Annotated in this window: 23 protein-coding genes; 14 read left to right on the top strand and 9 right to left on the bottom strand. The window is 63.1% G+C overall.

The features are described 5' to 3' along the window. Positions 1-45 precede the first annotated feature (45 nt). From ACKAMS_RS13560 to ACKAMS_RS13545, 4 genes are all read right to left on the bottom strand, one after another. Positions 46-405, bottom strand: coding sequence for an NADH-quinone oxidoreductase subunit A (locus tag ACKAMS_RS13560; protein ID WP_003942165.1), 360 nt, complete (start codon positions 403-405; stop codon positions 46-48). A gap of 262 nt (positions 406-667) precedes the next feature. After that, positions 668-1,060 (bottom strand): response regulator transcription factor, encoded by a 393-nt coding sequence (locus ACKAMS_RS13555; protein WP_044480360.1) that lies wholly within the window; start codon positions 1,058-1,060, stop codon positions 668-670. A 180-nt stretch (positions 1,061-1,240) separates the two neighbouring features. Beyond that, positions 1,241-1,675 carry an SRPBCC family protein gene (locus ACKAMS_RS13550; protein ID WP_020907512.1) on the bottom strand — a complete coding sequence of 145 codons (435 nt, stop codon included), beginning with the start codon at positions 1,673-1,675 and terminating at the stop codon, positions 1,241-1,243. A gap of 86 nt (positions 1,676-1,761) precedes the next feature. Beyond that, a complete protein-coding gene (locus tag ACKAMS_RS13545; RefSeq protein ID WP_021344051.1) occupies positions 1,762-2,241 on the bottom strand; it encodes a toxin-antitoxin system HicB family antitoxin in 480 nt (159 codons plus the stop codon). A gap of 154 nt (positions 2,242-2,395) precedes the next feature. Here ACKAMS_RS13545 and thyX point away from each other — a divergent pair, with 154 nt between their 5' ends. The 6 genes from thyX to ACKAMS_RS13515 all read left to right on the top strand — a co-directional run bounded on the left by thyX (position 2,396) and on the right by ACKAMS_RS13515 (position 10,712). Beyond that, positions 2,396-3,148 carry an FAD-dependent thymidylate synthase gene (gene thyX, locus ACKAMS_RS13540; protein WP_020907513.1) on the top strand — a complete coding sequence of 251 codons (753 nt, stop codon included), beginning with the start codon at positions 2,396-2,398 and terminating at the stop codon, positions 3,146-3,148. Positions 3,149-3,191: 43 nt separating this feature from the next. Continuing rightward, the gene (gene dapA, locus ACKAMS_RS13535; RefSeq protein ID WP_003942142.1) at positions 3,192-4,097 is read left to right on the top strand and encodes a 4-hydroxy-tetrahydrodipicolinate synthase; all 906 of its coding nucleotides are present in this window, start codon (positions 3,192-3,194) and stop codon (positions 4,095-4,097) included. Then, complete coding sequence (locus ACKAMS_RS13530) at positions 4,098-6,107, top strand: ribonuclease J (RefSeq protein ID WP_019748179.1); 2,010 nt, start codon at positions 4,098-4,100, stop codon at positions 6,105-6,107. A gap of 59 nt (positions 6,108-6,166) precedes the next feature. Continuing rightward, on the top strand, positions 6,167-6,790 hold the full coding sequence (locus tag ACKAMS_RS13525; RefSeq protein ID WP_408989120.1) for a TIGR03085 family metal-binding protein: 624 nt from the start codon (positions 6,167-6,169) through the stop codon (positions 6,788-6,790). Between the two features lie 124 nt (positions 6,791-6,914). After that, complete coding sequence (locus tag ACKAMS_RS13520) at positions 6,915-9,686, top strand: DNA translocase FtsK (protein WP_019748180.1); 2,772 nt, start codon at positions 6,915-6,917, stop codon at positions 9,684-9,686. A 45-nt stretch (positions 9,687-9,731) separates the two neighbouring features. Beyond that, positions 9,732-10,712, top strand: coding sequence for a TerC family protein (locus ACKAMS_RS13515; protein ID WP_019748181.1), 981 nt, complete (start codon positions 9,732-9,734; stop codon positions 10,710-10,712). 8 nt (positions 10,713-10,720) lie between these two features. Here the strand turns inward: ACKAMS_RS13515 and ACKAMS_RS13510 are convergent, their stop codons facing one another. Both ACKAMS_RS13510 and ACKAMS_RS13505 read right to left on the bottom strand, forming a co-directional pair. Then, positions 10,721-11,005: a YciI family protein gene (locus tag ACKAMS_RS13510; protein ID WP_019748182.1), complete on the bottom strand. Its 285-nt coding sequence runs from the start codon at positions 11,003-11,005 to the stop codon at positions 10,721-10,723. Positions 11,006-11,064: 59 nt separating this feature from the next. Next, complete coding sequence (locus ACKAMS_RS13505) at positions 11,065-11,589, bottom strand: amino-acid N-acetyltransferase (RefSeq protein ID WP_019748183.1); 525 nt, start codon at positions 11,587-11,589, stop codon at positions 11,065-11,067. Between the two features lie 120 nt (positions 11,590-11,709). Here ACKAMS_RS13505 and pgsA point away from each other — a divergent pair, with 120 nt between their 5' ends. The 5 genes from pgsA (at position 11,710) to pspM (ending at position 15,162) form a co-directional block, all read left to right on the top strand. Continuing rightward, positions 11,710-12,351, top strand: a complete 642-nt coding sequence (pgsA, locus tag ACKAMS_RS13500; RefSeq protein WP_003942125.1) for a CDP-diacylglycerol--glycerol-3-phosphate 3-phosphatidyltransferase — start codon at positions 11,710-11,712, stop codon at positions 12,349-12,351. Then, positions 12,348-12,845 (top strand): CinA family protein, encoded by a 498-nt coding sequence (locus ACKAMS_RS13495; protein WP_019748185.1) that lies wholly within the window; start codon positions 12,348-12,350, stop codon positions 12,843-12,845. Before pgsA ends, ACKAMS_RS13495 begins: the two co-directional genes overlap by 4 nt. 90 nt (positions 12,846-12,935) lie before the next feature. Beyond that, entirely contained in the window at positions 12,936-13,316 is a 381-nt protein-coding gene (locus ACKAMS_RS13490; protein ID WP_097387421.1) for a helix-turn-helix domain-containing protein, read from the top strand. A gap of 156 nt (positions 13,317-13,472) precedes the next feature. Beyond that, positions 13,473-14,285, top strand: a complete 813-nt coding sequence (gene pspA, locus ACKAMS_RS13485; RefSeq protein WP_003942098.1) for a phage shock protein PspA — start codon at positions 13,473-13,475, stop codon at positions 14,283-14,285. Between the two features lie 31 nt (positions 14,286-14,316). Continuing rightward, entirely contained in the window at positions 14,317-15,162 is an 846-nt protein-coding gene (pspM, locus tag ACKAMS_RS13480; RefSeq protein WP_020907518.1) for a phage shock envelope stress response protein PspM, read from the top strand. A gap of 39 nt (positions 15,163-15,201) precedes the next feature. On the opposite strand, the gene ACKAMS_RS13475 is transcribed toward pspM, so the two are convergent. The 3 genes from ACKAMS_RS13475 to ACKAMS_RS13465 are packed head-to-tail and all read right to left on the bottom strand — an operon-like array spanning position 15,202 to position 17,087. After that, entirely contained in the window at positions 15,202-15,807 is a 606-nt protein-coding gene (locus ACKAMS_RS13475; protein ID WP_019748187.1) for an energy-coupling factor transporter transmembrane protein EcfT, read from the bottom strand. Beyond that, complete coding sequence (locus ACKAMS_RS13470; protein WP_019748188.1) at positions 15,804-16,484, bottom strand: energy-coupling factor ABC transporter ATP-binding protein; 681 nt, start codon at positions 16,482-16,484, stop codon at positions 15,804-15,806. The genes ACKAMS_RS13475 and ACKAMS_RS13470 overlap by 4 nt, the downstream gene beginning before the upstream one ends. 6 nt (positions 16,485-16,490) lie before the next feature. Then, positions 16,491-17,087, bottom strand: a complete 597-nt coding sequence (locus tag ACKAMS_RS13465; RefSeq protein ID WP_019748189.1) for a biotin transporter BioY — start codon at positions 17,085-17,087, stop codon at positions 16,491-16,493. Positions 17,088-17,323: 236 nt separating this feature from the next. On the opposite strand from ACKAMS_RS13465, the gene ACKAMS_RS13460 reads away from it, so the two are divergent. The 3 genes from ACKAMS_RS13460 (at position 17,324) to ACKAMS_RS13450 (ending at position 18,943) form a co-directional block, all read left to right on the top strand. Further along, a complete protein-coding gene (locus ACKAMS_RS13460) occupies positions 17,324-17,500 on the top strand; it encodes a hypothetical protein (protein WP_003942133.1) in 177 nt (58 codons plus the stop codon). 17 nt (positions 17,501-17,517) lie between these two features. Continuing rightward, entirely contained in the window at positions 17,518-18,231 is a 714-nt protein-coding gene (locus ACKAMS_RS13455; protein WP_019748191.1) for a PIG-L deacetylase family protein, read from the top strand. 73 nt (positions 18,232-18,304) lie between these two features. After that, a complete protein-coding gene (locus ACKAMS_RS13450; RefSeq protein ID WP_042951750.1) occupies positions 18,305-18,943 on the top strand; it encodes a TetR/AcrR family transcriptional regulator in 639 nt (212 codons plus the stop codon). Position 18,944 lies beyond the last annotated feature (1 nt).

Here is an 18,944-nt window from a genome sequence, read left to right as displayed (position 1 = left end):
ACCGGTTTTGTCTGACTCGTGTGTGCTGTTCCTGTGTTCGCTGAGCTAGTCCCAACCGAGACCGCCTCGTCGCCATTCGTATGCGTATGCCACCGAGACGTTGACTATGAAAAGGCCCATCGCCGCGAGGCCGAACAAGCCGAGCGAATCGAAATGCACCGCCCACGGATAGAGGAAAACGATCTCGATGTCGAAGATGATGAACAGCATTGCCGTCAGATAGAACTTGACGGGAAACCGTCCGCCACCAGCGGTACGGGGTGCCGGTTCGATTCCGCATTCGTAGGCTTCGAGTTTCGCCCTGTTGTACCGCTTCGGGCCGACCACGGACGCGAGAACAACCGACACCACAGCGAAGGCCATCGCGATGACCCCGAGAACGAGAATGGGGATGTAAGCGTTCATCTCACCCGAACTCCTCTCCGCTGTGCGGATGTCCGCCTAGCCCGAAGGTGCCGTTAACCCGAAGGTGCCGTTAACCCGAAGGTGCCGTTAACCCGAAGGTGCCGTTCGATTTCGATACTGCCAGCAATTCGACACTTATGTGACCTGCGACACCCACACTAGGGGAGGCCTCCGACATTGGGTTGATTTTCGAGGTGCCGAGTTTCGCTCTCGAAAGTCCGAAGTAGTCGGCGCCGCAACGAATCACCGCTGCAACGGGTGCTCACCGGCTCAGTTGCCGACGCAGAAGCGCGATGACGGTGGAAGAGAGTTCCATCGGATCTATCGGCTGCGGCACTGAGGCTTCCGCTCGCGACCACGACGCCAGCCACGCATCGTCGGGTCGACCGGTCAGTACGAGGATCGGCGGACAGTCGACGATCTCGTCCTTGAGTTGTTTCGCGACGCCCATGCCGCCCGCCGGACTCGCCTCGCCGTCGAGGATGGCGAGATCGATTCCGCCGGCATCGAGCTTGTCGACGACGATCGGCGCCGTCGCGACCTCGACGTAATCGATGGTGGGCATCGAAGGATGTGGGCGCTCTCCGAGAGCGAGCCGAACTTGCTCGCGGGTGTGTGCGTCGTCGCTGTAGACGAGGATGCGCACGGGTGCCATGGAGTTGGGCTCTGCGGTCTCGGCGGACACGCGGCCGACGTTACTCCGGGCGGTCCCCGGCTACCGGCGAATGTTCAACATCGGCAAGAACTTCCGAGAAATCGCAGCTGGGCTTCACAGCAAACGGCCCCTACCCGGCGATGAACGCCGAAGTAAGGGCCGCCTGAATTGCGTGTGCGCTCAGAAGTTTTCGACGAACTTCGTCAGGCCCTTGCTTGCAGTTTCCAGGGCCGTCTTCTGCGCCTTCTTCACCAGGAAGCCCGGCAGCGGGATCTTGGGATCGATGGTCAGTTCGAAGGTGACCTTGGTTCCACCGTCGGTGGGAGTCAAGACGTACGAGCCGTCCTGCTGGTTCTGCTGGCCGCTCTCGACGAGGGTCCAGGTCACCTTGTCGTCGCCCTCGAAGGTGTAGTCGACTACCTGCTCGTCGTTGATTCCCAGAATGGACACGGCCATGCGAACGCGATGGGGTCGACCGTCGTCGTGAGTGCTCTCGATGGTGATCTTCTTGTGCGCAGACGACCACTCCGGCAGCCGATCGACTGCAGCTACGGCCTTCATCACCGTTTCCGGATCAGCCTTGATCTCGAATTCCTTGACGCCCGAAACGGCCATGAACGTGCTCCTTCTCGCCTTGCGGCAACGGTTCGTGATTACTGCAGTTGCGCAATTAGATCATCGGCGATCAGGGTGGCGTCGAACTAGTCCATGCCGTTCTTGCGCATCTGGTCCCGCAATGCGCCCTGAACGGCTTGTGAAACCCACGAGTTGAGGGAGACTCCGTTCTGATTGGCTGCCTCCTCGGCGCGAGCTTTGATCTGCTCCATCATCCTCAACGTCACTCGGCTGATATCGCCGCTGACGTCGTCGAACGAGTAAGTGGAGTCCTTTCTTTCATCGTCTGCCTTCTCGTTTCCGCCCTCGCCGCCGGTCGAATTCGTCGGGCGGACTACGTCGGTCACGATCTCGTTGCCGTCGAGGTTGACCCTGACCTCGCGGCCGTCGAGTTTGGTCCCGATCTCCTTGGCCAACTCCGTCGCCGCGGCCAACAAGACCAGGCGGACCGAGGGTTCGATGGCGGCGGACAACGACGCCGCAATCCGGCGCGTGTGATCGTCGCCGAGTTCGGCTGCGGTGACGAGGTCATTCTGCAGCTTCGCGGTGTACTCCGAAATGTCCATGACACCAGAGTGGCGTCAAAAGTGACGTCAGTCAAGGGTGTGGTGACGTCACTCGATCTCGGGGGAGCGCAACCGCTATAGAGTTGCCCAGCACCTGAGGCGAACGGCGCCCGGGTTTCGTGCTGGTCGTTTCGTGCTTGTCGAGGAGTGGGTTGTGCCGAACACGGTGTCGCTGAAAGTGCAGTTGGTGGCGAAGTCCGAGTTCTTCCCGCCCGAGGACATTCCGTGGGAGACGGACGCGGATGGCGGCGAAGCGCTCGTCGAGTTCTCCGGCCGAGCCTGCTACCAGAGTTGGTCCAAGCCGAATCCGCGAACCGCAACCAACGCCGGCTACCTCAGGCATCTGCTCGAGGTCGGACACGTTTCGGTGCTAGAGCACGCGACGGTGAGCTTCTACATCACTGGTATCTCGCGCTCGTGCACTCACGAATTGATTCGTCACCGGCACTTCTCGTACTCGCAACTCTCGCAGCGATTCGTTCGCGAGAATGATGCGAACGTTGTCGTGCCTCCCGCGGTCGAAGGTGATCCTGAGCTCGAAGCACTGTTTCTGTCTGCCACCGACGAGAGCCGTCGCGCTTACGGCGAACTGCTGACCGCCCTCGAGGGGAAATTGCAATCAGTGCCCGGTGCCCCGATGCGTGGGAAGCAAGCCAGGCAAGCTGCGCGCTCGGTGCTGCCCAACGCAACCGAGACGCGCTTGGTCGTGACCGGGAACTATCGGGCCTGGCGGCACTTCGTCGAGATGCGCGCCACCGAACATGCCGACGTCGAGATCCGGCGAGTCGCGATCGAGTGCCTACGTCAGCTTCGTGACGTCGCCCCAAATGTGTTCGGGGACTACGAGATTCTCCGCGGAAGCGACGGATCGGAAATCGCCGTCAGTGCATTTGCGGCCGAGTCGTGACTCGTGTGCAGAAGTAAGAGCTGAACCGGGTAACCTTCTGACCATGACCTACGGTGATTCCGCTTCTCTTGTCGAGCGTCCGTTCGGCACCATTTCCGTTGCGATGGTGACCCCGTTCACTGCCGACGGGAAGTTGGACGTCGACGCGGGAGTGCGCCTCGCAGCCCATCTCGTCGACAACGGCTGCGACGGCCTCGTTCTTGCCGGCACGACCGGTGAGTCTCCCACCACCACCGAGTCCGAGAAGCTCGACCTGCTCCGCGCAGTGATCGACGCCGTCGGCAACCGCGCGAAGATCGTTGCAGGCGCCGGGAGCAACGACACCGCCCACAGTGTCGAACTCGCCCGTGACGCGGCTCGCGCCGGAGCGCACGGTCTGCTCGTCGTCACCCCGTACTACTCGCGTCCGCCCCAGGCCGGACTCTTTGCACACTTCACCGCCGTCGCCAACGCGACCGACCTGCCCGTCATGTTGTACGACATTCCGCCCCGCTCCGTCGTCCCCATCGAGACCGAAACGATCCGCCGACTCGCCGAGCACCCGCGGATCAAGGCCGTCAAGGATGCCAAGGGTGACCTCAACGCCGGCGCAGAGTTGATCGGCACCACCGAGCTTCAGTTCTTCTCCGGTGACGACCCGCTGAACCTGCCGTGGCTCGCTGTCGGTGCTACCGGCTTCGTCAGCGTCATCGGCCATCTCGTTCCGGGTCGCCTCCGCGACCTCCACACCGCGTTCGTGTCCGGCGACATCGCCCGCGCACGCGAGATAAACCTCAGTTTGATCCCTGTGATTCGTTCCGTTGCCCGCCTCGGCGGTGTCAGCGCTTCGAAGGCGGGTCTGCGACTCATCGGAATCGATGTCGGAGAACCACGCCTTCCGCAGGTTGCACCCACTAAAGAGCAGATCGACGGTCTTGCCGCCGATCTGCATGCGGCAGGAGTTTTGTAAATGACCCGTCCCCCCCGACGTCGTAGTGCCAGTCGTCAAGCCGGTCCGCCTTCGCCTCCGGCTCCCGAAACGGCCGCGAAGGCCGCACCGGTAGAGGCACCAGCTGCGCCGGCGGCAGAAGCGGCCCCCGCCGCAGCCGCCCCGCCCAAGAAGGCCGCAGCAGCCAAATCTGCAGCGACCAAGTCCGCAGCCACCAAATCTGCTGCACCCAAGAAATCGACCGAAGACAGGTCGCCACGCAAATCTGCCGGCGGCAACCGTCCGGCAGCGTCGAAGGCGGGCAACGGGCGCGGAAACAAGCGCCCCGAGAACCGTCCGGCCGTCGATCCCACAGGTCGCCTCGGAACACCCCCGAAGGCGCCGGCATCAGGTCTGCGCATCGTTGCTCTCGGCGGCATCGGCGAAATCGGTCGCAACATGACGGTGTTCGAGCACCGCGGCAAGTTGCTGATCGTCGACTGCGGTGTGCTGTTCCCCGAGGACCAGCAGCCCGGCGTCGACCTGATCCTCCCGGACTTCCGCTACATCGAAGACCGTATGGACGACGTCGAAGCCGTCATCTTGACTCACGGCCACGAGGACCACATCGGTGCTCTGCCGTTCTTGCTGCGCCTGCGCGCGGACATTCCGGTCATCGGCGCGAAGTTCACTCTCGCCCTCGTTGCCGCCAAGTGCCGCGAGCATCGCCTGCGACCGAACCTCGTCGAGGTCGTCGAAGGAAACACCACCACTCACGGCCCGTTCGACTGCGAGTACTTCGCCGTCAACCACTCGATACCCGACGCGCTCGCGATCGCGATTCGCACCGACGCCGGAGTTGTACTGCACACCGGTGACATCAAGCTCGATCAGCTGCCTCTCGACGGCCGCCTGACCGACCTCGCCGGTTTCTCCCGCCTGGGCGACGAGGGTGTCGACCTGTTCCTCGTGGACTCGACCAACGCCGAGGTCCCGGGATTCGTCACGCCCGAGCGTGAAATCGGGGGAGTGCTCGACAACGTCATCGGCAAGGCGAAGCAGCGCGTCATCGTGGCATCGTTCGCCAGCCACGTGCACCGCATCCAGCAGGTCGTCGACGTTGCCGCTCGGTACAACCGTCGCATCGTCTTCGTCGGCCGCTCGATGGTCCGCAACATGCAGATCGCCCAGGATCTCGGCTACCTCACGGTGCCAGACGGACTGGTCGTCGACATCGACACCGCCGCCACCCTTCCCGACGATCGCCTGGTGCTCATTTCGACGGGTTCGCAGGGTGAGCCGTTGGCAGCGCTCTCGCGGATGGCACGCGGCGAACACCGCCAAATCAACATCCGTGCCAACGACCTGGTCGTTCTCGCATCCTCGCTGATTCCGGGTAACGAGAACTCCGTTTTTGCCGTGGTCAACGGCTTGGCCAAGCGCGGTGCCACCGTCGTGACGCAGCAGAGCGCCAAGGTTCACGTCTCGGGCCACGCGTCCGCCGGTGAGTTGCTCTACCTGTACAACGCGGTTCGGCCCACCAACGCCATGCCCGTCCACGGTGAATGGCGGCACCTGCGTGCCAACGCCGCCCTTGCCAAGGCCACCGGCGTTCCGGAAGAGCGCATCGTGCTGGCCGAGGACGGCGTCGTGGTCGACATGGTCGACGGCCTCGCCGAGATCGTCGGACGCGTACCGGTCGGACACGTCTACGTCGACGGTCTTTCAGTCGGCGACGTCGGCGAGCCGACGCTCTCCGATCGCCTCGTACTCGGCGAAGGTGGCTTCATCGCCATCACCATCGTCATCAACGAGTCGACAGGACGTGCAGTCAGCACTCCCGAGGTGTCCGGTCGCGGCTTCTCCGACGATCCGACGGCACTCAAGGCCGCCGCGGATCTCGTGGAATCGGACCTGGCCCGGTTGGCGAGCGAAGGCGTCATCGACGCTCATCGCATCGCGCAGTCCGTGCGCCGCGTCGTCGGACGCTGGGTCGCGGACAAGTACCGCCGCCGTCCGATGATCATTCCGACGGTCATCGCGGTTCCGTAGATTCGGCACAGCAGGTCGCTTCCGCTCGAACCCGGTCCGGTTCGAGTACTTTGGCGAAGGTGACCTTCGCTCATGACGAACGACTCGCCCTGGTGGACAGCATGGTCGAGTTCGGCCCCGATGCTCCGACACTGTGTGGGGAGTGGACCAATCGTGACCTGGCAGCACATCTGATTGTCCGGGAGCGGCGTCTCGACGCCGCTCCCGGAATCATGTTGAGCCCTCTTGCCGGTCACACCGAGAGCGTTCGAAAGGCCGCAGCGGCGCGTCCGTGGGAGGAGATCCTCGACGACGTTCGGAGCGGGCCGCCGCGATGGTCGCCGATGTACTGGCTCGACGCGCAGGTCAACACCACCGAGATGTTCGTTCACCACGAAGACGTACGCCGCGCACATCTGAACTGGGCGCCGCGTCCGTTGTCGGAGGGTCGGCAGGCTCAGCTGTGGAAGTACGCACGCCAGATCGGCAAGATGGGCTACCGCAAGGCCGCTGTCGAGGTAATTCTCGAACTTCCCTCCGGCGAGAGTGCGGTCGTCCATAAATCCGGCTCTCGCAGTGTTGTCTTGCAGGGCGAACCCGCCGAGTTGCTGCTGCACGCTTTCGGTCGCAACGAAGTGAAGATCGAAGCCAAAGGTGAACTGGCCGACGTCCAATCCGTGATGGCGCTCGATCGCAGTTTCTGATTGCCTTTTTCTACCTGAGTGGCGCTCGAACGACGGGTTGCGAAGATCACGTTTCGCACTCGCGACCAGTGTTGCTGGTGTTGCGGATGGTCCAGATGGGGTCGCACAGACTAGCCTGAACTCCATGGCAGGTAAGTCGAGCGCCCGGGGATCCAGTACAAGCACGTCCACGTCCAGGGCATCGACCAGGTCGTCAGCCTCCACTCCGAGTGCGCGCACGACCGCAAAACCTCGCACCTCGCGCACCACACGGACCGTGTCGACTCCTCGGAACGTCACGACTTCGGCCAGGGCTGGTGGGCGCCCGGCCTCGGGCAAAGGCTCCAAGCCAGCGCCCAAGAAGGCCTCCGGTACGTCGTCGGCCGCGCGCCGCCCGGTATCGAAAACGTCTCAGCGGGCCAGCCCGTTGGCGGCTGTCGGCAAGGGAATCGGAGCCGGGTGGTCCCTGGCTGCCCGCGGCGTCGGCGCCACCACACGCACCGTCAGTAAGGTCGGCGAGATCGAAGCCGGCCACCGCCGCGACGGAATAGCGCTCGGCCTGATCGCATTCAGCGTCGTCATCGCCGGCGGAGTCTGGTTCAAGGCCGGTGGTCCGATCGGCGGCGGCATCGACACCCTTGTGCGCGCTATCTTCGGCGCGGCCTCGGCCGTGCTCCCCATCGTCGGCGTCGGCCTCGCGATCCTGTTGATGCGCACAGAACCGAAACCTGAGATCCGCCCCCGACTGATCATGGGATCGTTGCTGGTCGGTCTGCCGGCGCTCGGCCTCTGGCACATCATCTCGGGTTCACCGACAGACTCCACCGGTCGCTCCAACGGAGCAGGGTTCGTCGGGTACGTCGTGGGCGGCCCGCTCACCAACGGGCTCACCGTCTGGCTGTCTGCGCCGCTGCTGGTCATCGCCGCCGGATTCGGAATCCTCCTTCTGACCGGAACCACGCTGCGTGAGGTGCCGAGCAAGTTCCAGTCCTTCTTCGGTGCCTCGTATCGCTCGGACGAATACGGCGACTACGGATCCGAATTCGACGAGGACGGCGAGCACCACTACGGCGAATCTGCTTACGATCCTTCACTGTTCGACGCCGACGGCTACCCGGTCGACACCTACGCCGAGCCACCGCTCAAGCCCGCCAAGCGGACCAGCCGACGCGCACCGATCGACAACTACCCGACGGACGAGTTCGAATCCGGCGACAAGAAGACCGAAGTACTCGGTCTGTGGAACGCCGACGACACCGCAGTACCCGACGAGCCCGTCGTGGCTGCTGCCGCGCCCGTCGTGGAGACTCCGGCGCCGCGCCCCAAGGTGCCGGCCCGTTCCGTCCCTATCGCCAAGCCTGTGCCGAAACCCGAACCGGAGCCGGAGGAGAAGGAACACTTCGTCACCGATCGGGTCACCGACGGCGACTACAACCTCCCTCCGACGACGTTGCTGATCGAAGGGGACCCGCCCAAGCTCCGCAGTTCTGCGAACGACGCGATGATCGAAGCGATCAGCGAGGTCCTCGAACAGTTCAAGATCGACGCCGCCGTTACCGGATTCACCCGCGGCCCGACAGTGACGCGGTACGAGGTCGAACTCGGCCCGGGCGTCAAGGTCGAGAAGATCACCGCGCTCGCCCGCAACATCGCCTATGCAGTGGCTACCGACAACGTCCGCCTCCTGGCCCCCATTCCGGGTAAGTCCGCGGTGGGCATCGAGGTACCGAACTCCGACCGCGAAATGGTTCGCCTCGCCGACGTGCTGAACGCGCCGAGCACCCGACGCGATCACCACCCACTGGTGATCGGTCTGGGCAAGGACATCGAAGGTGACTTCGTCAGTGCCAACCTCGCGAAGATGCCCCACCTTCTGGTGGCAGGTTCGACCGGCTCGGGTAAGTCGAGCTTCGTGAACTCGATGCTCGTCTCGTTGCTCACCCGAGCAACGCCGGAAGAAGTACGGATGATCCTCATCGACCCGAAGATGGTCGAGCTCACGCCGTACGAAGGTATCCCGCACCTGATCACGCCGATCATCACTCAGCCGAAGAAGGCCGCGGCAGCGCTGGCCTGGTTGGTCGAGGAGATGGAACAGCGTTACCAGGACATGCAGGCCAACCGGGTGCGTCATATCGACGACTTCAACTCCAAGGTCAAGTCCGGCGAAATCACCGCCCCGCTGGGCAGCGAGCGCGTCTACCGTCCGTACCCGTACATCCTGGCAATTGTGGACGAGCTGGCCGACCTCATGATGACCGCTCCCCGCGACGTCGAAGAAGCGATCGTCCGCATCACGCAGAAAGCCCGTGCTGCCGGTATCCACCTGGTGCTGGCAACGCAGCGCCCCTCCGTCGACGTCGTCACCGGCCTGATCAAGACCAACGTGCCGTCTCGTCTGGCGTTCGCGACGTCTTCACTGACGGACTCGCGAGTCATCCTCGATCAGCCAGGCGCCGAGAAGCTCATCGGTATGGGTGACGGCCTCTTCCTGCCCATGGGTGCGGGTAAGCCGACCCGTATGCAGGGCGCGTTCATCACCGACGAAGAAATCTCGGCGGTCGTCGACTTCGCGAAGAACCAGGCGGAGCCCGAGTACACCGAAGGTGTCACCGCGCAGAAGGCCGGGGAGAAGAAAGACGTCGACCCCGACATCGGCGACGACATGGATGTCCTCTTGCAGGCCGTGGAATTGGTGATCACCAGCCAGTTCGGTTCGACGTCGATGCTTCAGCGCAAGCTGCGAGTCGGGTTCGCCAAGGCCGGCCGACTGATGGACCTCATGGAAAATCGTGGCGTCGTCGGCCCCAGCGAGGGCTCGAAGGCCCGCGAGGTACTCATGAAGCCTGAGGAACTCGACGGTCTGCTGTGGTCGATTCGCGGCGGCGACCCGGATGAGGCACCCGCAGACGAGTAGGGACACCTCGGCGGACAAGCCGTCGACAGACGACCGGAGGAACCCGTGCATGTGACGCCGTTGGCTTGGGGAATCACGATCGTGGTGATCCTCGGCCTGTTCGTCTTCGACTTCTTCGCCCACGTCCGCACGCCGCATGCGCCGACCTTCCGGGAGTCCGCGTTCTGGTCGACGGTCTACATCTCGATCGCCATCGTCTTCGGCCTCGTCGTGATGTGGATCTGGGGCACCACGTACGGTGGTGAGTACTTCGCCGGCTATGTCACGGAAAAGGCGCTCTCGGTCGACAATCTGTTCGTCTTCGTGATCATCATGTCGACCTTCGCGGTACCACGAGAGTTCCAGCAGAAGGTATTGCTGATCGGCATCGTCCTCGCGTTGGTGATGCGCGGAATCTTCATCGGTGTCGGTGCCGCCGCCATCAACGCATACAGTTGGGTGTTCTACCTCTTCGGTGCGTTCCTGATCTACACCGCGTACACCCTGATCCGCGATCACGGGCATGAGAAGGAAGCCGAGGAGAAGCGCGACAGTCGCATCATCTCGCTCGTGAAACGGGTGCTGCCGACTACCGAGGAATACGACGGCGACAAACTGATCACCCGGATCGACGGCAAGCGCGTCGTGACTCCGTTGTTGTTGGCGCTCATCGCAATCGGCTTTGCCGACGTGCTCTTCGCGCTCGATTCGATTCCGGCGATCTACGGTCTGACCCAGGAACCGTATCTGGTCTTCACCGCCAACGCCTTCGCGCTGATGGGCCTACGGCAGCTGTACTTCCTGATCGGTGGGTTGCTCGAACGGCTGGTCTATCTCTCGTACGGGCTCTCGATAATCTTGGCGTTCATCGGTGTGAAACTGGTACTTCACGCGTTGCACGAGAACACCCTCTCGTTCGTCAACGGAGGTGAACACGTCTCCGTGCCGGAAATCTCCACGGCACTCTCACTCGGAGTGATCATCGGAGTATTGGCGGTGACGACGGTCGCGAGCCTGTTGAAGACTCGCGACCGGGCCGGGGAGTAGGCCGACGCTCAGGCGCTGAACTGACCCAACACCGGAACCCACTCGGTGATCCGGACCTTCTCGATCAAATCGGCGATCGCGAACGGGTCGTGGGTGAAGAGGAGTGAAACGGTGTCGGCGTCAGCGGCGTCGACGATGATCAGCGCGCCGTTTCCATCTGCAAACGGGCCAGATGACAGAACGATCGAGCGGGAAACCAGATCCGCGAGCCAGGCGCGGTGATCGCTGCGGACTTCGTCGCGCTGAGGGGTCTTCTCGGGTGCGTAGGTGTATTCGACGAGGAACAACGACATCGTGAACCGCTTTCGGAGGCTGGTGATCGAGACAGGTGTGTTTGAAGAGTCTGAACGGTTCAGAGAGTCAGGAGCATGCGAGTATTGCCGAGTGTGTTGGGTTTCACATAGCTCAGATCGAGGAACTCGGCGACGCCGGCGTCGTAGGACCGACACATTTCGGCATAGACCTCGGCGGTGACGGGAGTGCCGTCGATCTCCGCGAATCCGTGACGGTGGAAGAACTCGGTCTCGAACGTCAAAACGAACAACCGTTCCAACTCCAATTCCTTGGCGACCTCGATGAGTTTGTCGACGACGTGGAAACCTGCGCCCTGCCCTTTCGCAGTCGGATCGACTGCGACGGTGCGGATCTCACCCAGGTCCGCCCACAGCACATGCAGTGCGCCGCAAGCGATTACCTGGTCGCCCCGCTCGGCGACCCAGAACTCCTGGACTGCCTCGTACAGCGTCACGAGATTCTTCTCGAGGAGGATCTTGCCGGCGTAGATGTCGATCAGACGCTTGATTTCGGGGATGTCCGACGTTCGCGCGCGACGCACGATCAACTGGCTCTCGGTATAGGTCGGCGCGGTCGAAGTCATGTGGTGCACATTAGTCAATGGCCCTACCGATATTCTAAGTCGCGTGCCTGTCCGCCCCACGCAATTCCCGCGCCGCTCGGCTGTATCCCGGGTTCGGCTCACCGCCTGTGCGGTGATCCGATGAGTACCCCGCGCGATCAGACCGACGCCCATCGCGCCGCCGTCGGCCCGTCCGACGGCACACCTGTCGCGGACAACCCGGTTCCGTTGCTGAACATCGCGAACATTCTCACGATGGTCCGGATGGTTCTCGTTCCGGTGTTTCTCGTTGTTCTGTTCGTCGACGGCGGACACTCGACGTGGTGGCGTCTCGGGGCGATGGGCGTGTTCATCGTCGCCGCGATCACGGATCGGATCGACGGCCAATTGGCTCGGAAGTACGGTCTGGTCACCGATTTCGGCAAACTCATGGACCCGATCGCGGACAAGGCGCTGATCGGAGCCGCGCTGATCGGGCTCTCGGTTCTCGGCGATCTGTCGTGGTGGGTGACCGGAGTGATCATCGCCAGGGAACTCGGAATCACGCTGCTGCGGTTCGCGGTTCTGCGGCACGCGGTCATCCCGGCGGGCAAGGGCGGCAAGCTCAAGACCCTCGTGCAGGCCGTTGCGATCGGGTTCTACCTCTGCCCGCTGCCGAGCAGTTGGGACATCGTCAGCGGGCTGCTGATGGCTGCTGCCGTCGTGCTGACGGTGGCGACGGGAATCGAATACATCGTGCAGGCGATCAGGCTTCGCGCCGGAGTTCGCGCAGTCGAGTCATGACCGATCCGCTGCTCGGACTCGGAGTTGTCGAACTTGTCGAGGCCCTCGGCGCCGCGAAGCAGACTGTCGCCGCCGCCGAATCTCTGACAGCAGGGTTGTTCACGGCTGCAGTCGCGTCGGTGCCGGGGTCGAGCGCGGTGTTGCGCGGGGGCCTGGTCGTGTACGCGACCGACCTGAAAGCAACACTGGCTGGTGTGGATCCAGGCCGCCTGGCAACGGACGGCCCCGTGTCCGAGAGCACGGCGGTGGCATTGGCGCTCGGTGCCCGGACGAAGTGCGGTGCGGACTGGGGTATCGGTCTGACCGGAGTCGCCGGTCCGAGTGAGCAGGACGGACACCCGGTCGGAACAGTGTTTCTCGGTATCGCCGGCCCTGACGGAACCGAATGCGAACCGCTCGCGCTCGGCGGCGAACGGTGGGAGATTCGGACAACCGCGGTCGCGACTGCCGTGTCGCGGTTGCGTGATCGTGTCGTAGAGCGTGCGGCACGATAGGCTCGGGAACCAATCGGATGTGTTCGGACGTTGACGATTGTGAAGACGTACGACCATGCACGATGAGGTCACGGATGAAGGAGGAGCGAGATGGCGCTGCTATTGCGTGAGGCAATCGGTGACAGTCTCCGGCGTACGCGCGTTTCGCAGAGCCGCACGCTACGTGAGGTGTCGAACAGCGCGCGTGTGAGCTTGGGCTATCTGTCCGAAGTGGAACGTGGACGTAAGGAAGCATCGAGCGAATTGTTGGCGGCGATCTGTGATGCGCTCGCAGTCCCACTGTCCGACGTGCTGGTCGACGTGAGCGAGACCCTGGCCACGAAGAAGAGCGCTCAGGTAGCTGGTCGGCAGGTTGCCGAACCTGCCGTGTCGGCTTCCGGCTCTGTCTCGGCTTCCGGTTCGCCGACTATCGCACGCGACACCCGCGTCGTGATTCCGGCACCGAACGCTCGAAGGTTGGCGGCGGCGTAGCCACTACCGGCCGTAACCGATAGATTTTGTACGTAACCGCCGGTTTCCAGCAGGTGGGGTCAGAGCAGATAGGGCGCAGCCCTTGTTTCGGTGCGCGACGGTCGCGCTCCGGGTCGCGTTCGGCGCGGCGCATCAGATGGAGGCAGGATCAAACCAATGGCTAATCCTTTCGTCAAGGGCTGGAAGTACCTGATGGCGCTCTTCAATTCGAAGATCGATGAGAAGGCAGATCCAAAGGTTCAGATTCAGCAGGCGATCGAGGACGCACAGCGCCAGCATCAGGCGTTGTCCCAGCAGGCTGCGTCGGTGATCGGTAATCAGCGTCAACTCGAGATGAAGCTCAGCCGTCAACTCGACGAGGTCGAAAAGCTCAACGCCAACGCGCGCCAGGCAGTCAACCTCGCCGATCAGGCCGCTGCTGCCGGCGACAACGACAAGGCGATTCAGTACACCAACGCTGCAGAAGCTTTTGCGGCCCAGTTGGTGACGGCCGAGCAGGGCGTCGAGGATCTGAAGGCACTGCACGACCAGTCCTTGCAGGCAGCCGCTCAGGCCAAGAAGGCCGTCGAGCAGAACGCGATGACTCTGCAGGCAAAGGTTGCCGAGCGCACCAAGCTGCTCAGCCAGCTCGAGCAGGCCAAGATGCAGGAGCGCGTGAGCGAGTCCCTTCGTTCCATGGACAGCACGCTGTCGGCTCCGGGCAACACACCCAGCCTCGATGCTGTGCGCGACAAGATCGAACGTCGCTACGCTGACGCACTCGGCTCTGCCGAGCTCGCCCAGAACTCCGTTCAGGGCCGCATGATGGAGGTCCAGCAGGCCTCGGTCCAGATGGCAGGGCACAGTCGCCTCGAGCAGATTCGTGCATCCATGAAGGGCGAGGCGCTGCCGTCCGGCGGCGCAGCAGCCACTCCCGCGACTCCGTCCGTCGAGAAGCAGCCCCCGGCTGCCGGTCAGACCGGGCAGTAGCCGAATCCTCGATGTCGGCAGTGATGCTCTGATGTTTTCTTCACGAGACGGTCGATCTGGGCGTGAGCCCCGGTCGGCCGTTCCCGTTTCCGTATCCGGCGCTTTCGGAGCCTTGGGACGCACCGCGGATACATTGCGCGAGGTCGGGCTTTCGGCGGCGGATGCCGCTCGGCGGTGGCAGGACCCGCGGGCCAAGTTCGAGCGCAAGCGTGCCCGTGCGCGCCGACGCGCTCAGCGTTGGGGTTTCATGTCCGGCGGATCCGTGGTCGGCACGGCCGGCCTCGCCGTCGCGTCGGCTCCCGAGTGGTCGGTGGTCGTGGCAGGCGGGGGAGCGGCACTGTTCGCGGTTCCCGCCGTGATCGCGGTCGGCCGCTACCGTTCGATGAGTTCCGGCCCACCGCCGTCCGCGCCGATTCGCCGGCGGTTGCCACCGTCGTCGTCTCGCGCGTTCATCCCGATGTCGCGCCTCATCGGCGCCGAGACTTCGCTGTTCGAGATCTTGAGTGTGCTCAGACGCGCCGACACCATCGACCCCGGTGAGTTGGACGAAATCACTGTTACCGCCGATTCGGCACTGAGAGCGATGTTCGCGGTGTCTTCGGATGTCGTCGCGATGGAACGCGCCGTGGCCGCGACGCCGAAGGTAACCGAACCTCTTGATCCCACCATCGACGGCGCAGTCCGTGAGTTGCAGTCGGGCTTGGATCAGTACGAGGATCTGGTGACTTCGGCAGCTGCTCTGACAGCGCCTCACAGCCCGTCGGCGCTCGTGGGATTCAACCGAGAGCTTTCGGCGCTGCACGCGGCCGCCGAGCGGCTCTCGGCGCTTGCCGACGCCATCGGCGAGGTGGACGACATCACCCGCAAGTACAACTGATCGGCTCTCGCGCCTGATCGATGCACACTGTTCGAAATCTCAGTCGTCGGCGCCGCGGGCCGCCAATGCTTCACCCATTGCGTCCGCGGTCATCAGGGTGCCGACGATGACCGGCACTGCGAAGGATCGCAGCGAGAATCCGAGGCCTCGCGCCTTGCGTGCCTCGGACACCTGTGTGATGACCTCGAACATCAGCGGGATACACCGGATCGTCATTGCGAGGAGCAAGGCAATCCGTTCGGGATTGACGCCGAAGCGTCGCAAGGGTGTCAGGAATCTGGTGATCGCGTCGAGCATCTCGGAGATCCGTGTGGTCAGACCCATGATCGCCGCGAAGGCGATCGAAATGATCAGAACCCCGCAAACGACGGCCGCTCGCTGCCATCCCGCGACTACCAGCTGGAACGCCCCGATGAAGAGCAACATCCACAGCGCCGGACGCAGCTGCCGGATTGCAGTCATCGGAGGAATGCGCGCAATCGCGTACAGGGCCACAACGACGATCGTGGGAGCTGCCAGTTGCCACGGCTCACGCACGAAGATCGAGACGGCGAGAATGGCCACGACCAAGGCGAAGAGCTTGATCCCCGTCGGCATCCGGTGCAGGAGTGAGCAGCCCGGTCGGTAGACGCCGAGAGTGGTCACGAGACCAACGACCGGTAGTGATCGATGGAGTCGGCGGGGGAGCCGTCAGCGACGACGCGGCCTTGGTCGACGACCAACACCCGTTCGAAGGATTCGAGGAGATCGAGTTGGTGGGTCACGACGATCAGTTGCTGATCGAGTGACTCGAATACCGAGCTGATCAGCCGAGAGTTGCGAAGGTCGAGGAGCGTAGTGGGTTCGTCGGCGACCAGTACGTTCGGTTCCGTCACCATGATGGCCGCGAGCGCGAGGAGCTGTTTCTGCCCGCCCGAAAGCTGGTGGGTGGGATGGTCGGCGTGCCCGGCGAGGCCGTAGCGTTCGAGCACCGAGGCCACCTTTGCGGCACGCTCGGCTTTGCCCAATCCGCTACGGCGGAGCGAGAATTCGATGTCCTCGGCAACCGTCGGCATCACGATCTGGTGGTTGGGATCGGTGAAGACGAATCCGACCTGCTTGCGTACGTCGCGGCCCTTCTTCGCCGTGTCCAAGCCGTTGACGTGGACGTGTCCTTCCGTTGGAACGACCAGTCCGTTGATCATGCGAGCGAGGGTCGACTTGCCGCTTCCGTTCGCACCCACGATTCCGATTCGCTGCTCGCTCAGTCGCAGATTTATCTGCTGCAGGACCGTTCGTTCACCGAAGCTGTGTCCGACGTTCTCGAAGACGATCTCACTCATCGGAGATTAATTCGCCACCACGGTCTTGTTCGACGAGATCACCGAGTCGCGCAGCAGTGCTGGGTATGCCCGATGAACCTGGGACGCGACCAACGCGGTGACGACCGCTTTTGCGGCGTCGAGAGGAATGAAGGCGGCGTTGGCCGACCATGCGGCAACGAAGCTCATGTGTCCGCGGACCATCATTCCGACGATGCCGAACGCGTAGAGAATGACCACGCCGCCGAGAAGGTTGATGCCGATGCCCGCGATGATCCGGTACTTGGGCAGCATCTTGGCAGTCAGCCATCCGATGACAAACGCCGTCGGGATCCAACCGATGAGGAATCCGGCTGTCGGGCTCGAGAGAGACACGAGTGCGGTGCGACCGCCGGCAAGGACCGGTAGACCGACCAATCCCAGGGCAATGACCGTCAGGACGGCGAGAACACCCTTGCGCGGTCCGAGTAGAGCGCCGGCCATCATGACGCCCATGGACTGAAGTGTGATCGGCACGCCGGAAATGCCGATGTTGATCGACCCGGGTAGGCCCAGCGCGATGATGAGTGCGGCGAAGACGGCTACATGCGCGAGATCGCGAGCGGGGAAACGGGTCGTAGACACTGCGGACGTGCTCCTTCGGCATACGGGATCGAACTTCGCGAGTTTACGCCAGGAGCAAGCTCCGATGGGTTGGACACCTGACCTGCGTGAGGGCCGGTCTCGGGGTGAACCCTGATCTTTACCTGAACTTGCCGCTGAGCTGCTGCTTTGTCACGCCAGACCTGTCAGGCTGGTTCTACGGACGACGCAGCACCTGTCCGATTCGACTGATATTCAACGGCACGTTGGAGGTAAGCATGTTTTGGAAGATCGTTTTAGCCGTCGTCCTGGTGTGGGTCGCACTCGCGGTGGTCGGTGCCCTGATCAAGGGCCTTTTCTGGGTTCTGGTGGTCGGCGCCGTCGGCTTCGGAATCTATTTCCTGGTGAAGGCGATGTCGGGAAGTGACGACAATTCGCCCGCTTCGCGGTTCTGACGGGCAAGATCTGCCCTATGGAAAACTTCCCCGAGGACTGGCAGCGCGCGATTGTCATCGTGGCGCATCCCGATGACATCGAATACGGCGCAGCCGCAGCAGTGGCGCAGTGGACCGATCGCGGCAAAGACGTGCGATATGTCCTGGCCACGCGCGGCGAGGCCGGAATTGCCGGTCTGTCGCCCGAGGAGTCCGGCCCGGTCCGCGAGGAAGAAGAGCGTCGCTCGGCCGCGATCGTCGGTGTCAGTGAGGTGGAGTTCCTCGGCCTGCCCGACGGTCGTCTCGTGGAAGGCTTGGAGTTGCGCTCGACTCTCGCCGCAGCAATTCGTCGTCACCGCCCGGAATTGGTGGTGACGATGAACTTCTCCCATACCTGGGGTCCCGGCTACCTCAACAGCGCGGATCACCGAGCGCTCGGGATCAGCGTCCTGGACGCGACCGCTGATGCGGCGAACGAATGGATCTTTCCGTCATTGACGGCGCAGGGACTGGCGCCGTGGTCCGGCGTTCGGTGGGTTGCGGTCAACACGATGACTCCTACACACTGCGTCGACGTGACGTCGACGGTCGATCGCGCCGTGGATTCGCTCGCGGAACATGCGCGATATCTGGCGGCGTTGAGTTCCACGCCGATCCGGGAACAGGCGCGCGCACAGATCGACATGGTCAGCGGACCGAAGCCTGGATTCGACGCCGAGCGCGCAGTTGGTTTCGAGTTGTACTATTTCTGATGATCTCTGAGCGAGAGAACTCGCAAGTCCCGACGGGATTACCGGTGACTTGTCCGGTATTGTGTTACACACGATGGTAATCCGTAACGCAGATGGCCCAATTGTCCCTCGCAAGACAGACGGTCAGCGCATCCCCAGCCGCGAGATCGACGACGTGATTCTCGACGCAGCAAGGTCGTGTGTCCTCGATTTCGGAATGCAGCGAACCACACTGGCGGAGATCTCGCGTCGCGCCGGCGTGAGCCGGCCGACCGTCTACCGGCGATGGCCGGACACGCGAGCCGTCGTCGCGGATCTGCTCACCCGGGAGATTCGATCGGTGCTGCCCGAGGTGACCTTCACCGGGTCTGCGGCCACATTGCTCGTGGAAGCGATCGGGGACGTCGTCGGCCAGATTCGCGACCATCCGCTCTTCGTGAAGATTCGGCACGCTGATCAAGAGTTGCTCACCACCTACATCGTGGACCGACTCGGCGCGAGCCAGAAGTCGATTCTCGAACTGATCACTTCCGTCGTCGCTGCCGGTCAACAAGACGGTTCGATTCGCGAGGGAAGCGTCAACGAGATTGCGGCGATGGTTCTACTGATGGCTCAGTCCGTCGTCATCTCCGCACCGACTCTCGAGCCGGAACTTTCCGCCGACGCGTCGGTCGAGCAACTCAGACATGCGGTCGCTGCGTATCTGGCACCTGCAAAGAATTCGGGAGAATAGC

The organism is Rhodococcus sp. 5A-K4 (genome assembly GCF_046097995.1).
GTDB classification, from domain to species: domain Bacteria; phylum Actinomycetota; class Actinomycetes; order Mycobacteriales; family Mycobacteriaceae; genus Rhodococcus_F; species Rhodococcus_F erythropolis.
This window is presented reverse-complemented; position numbering and strand designations above follow the sequence as displayed.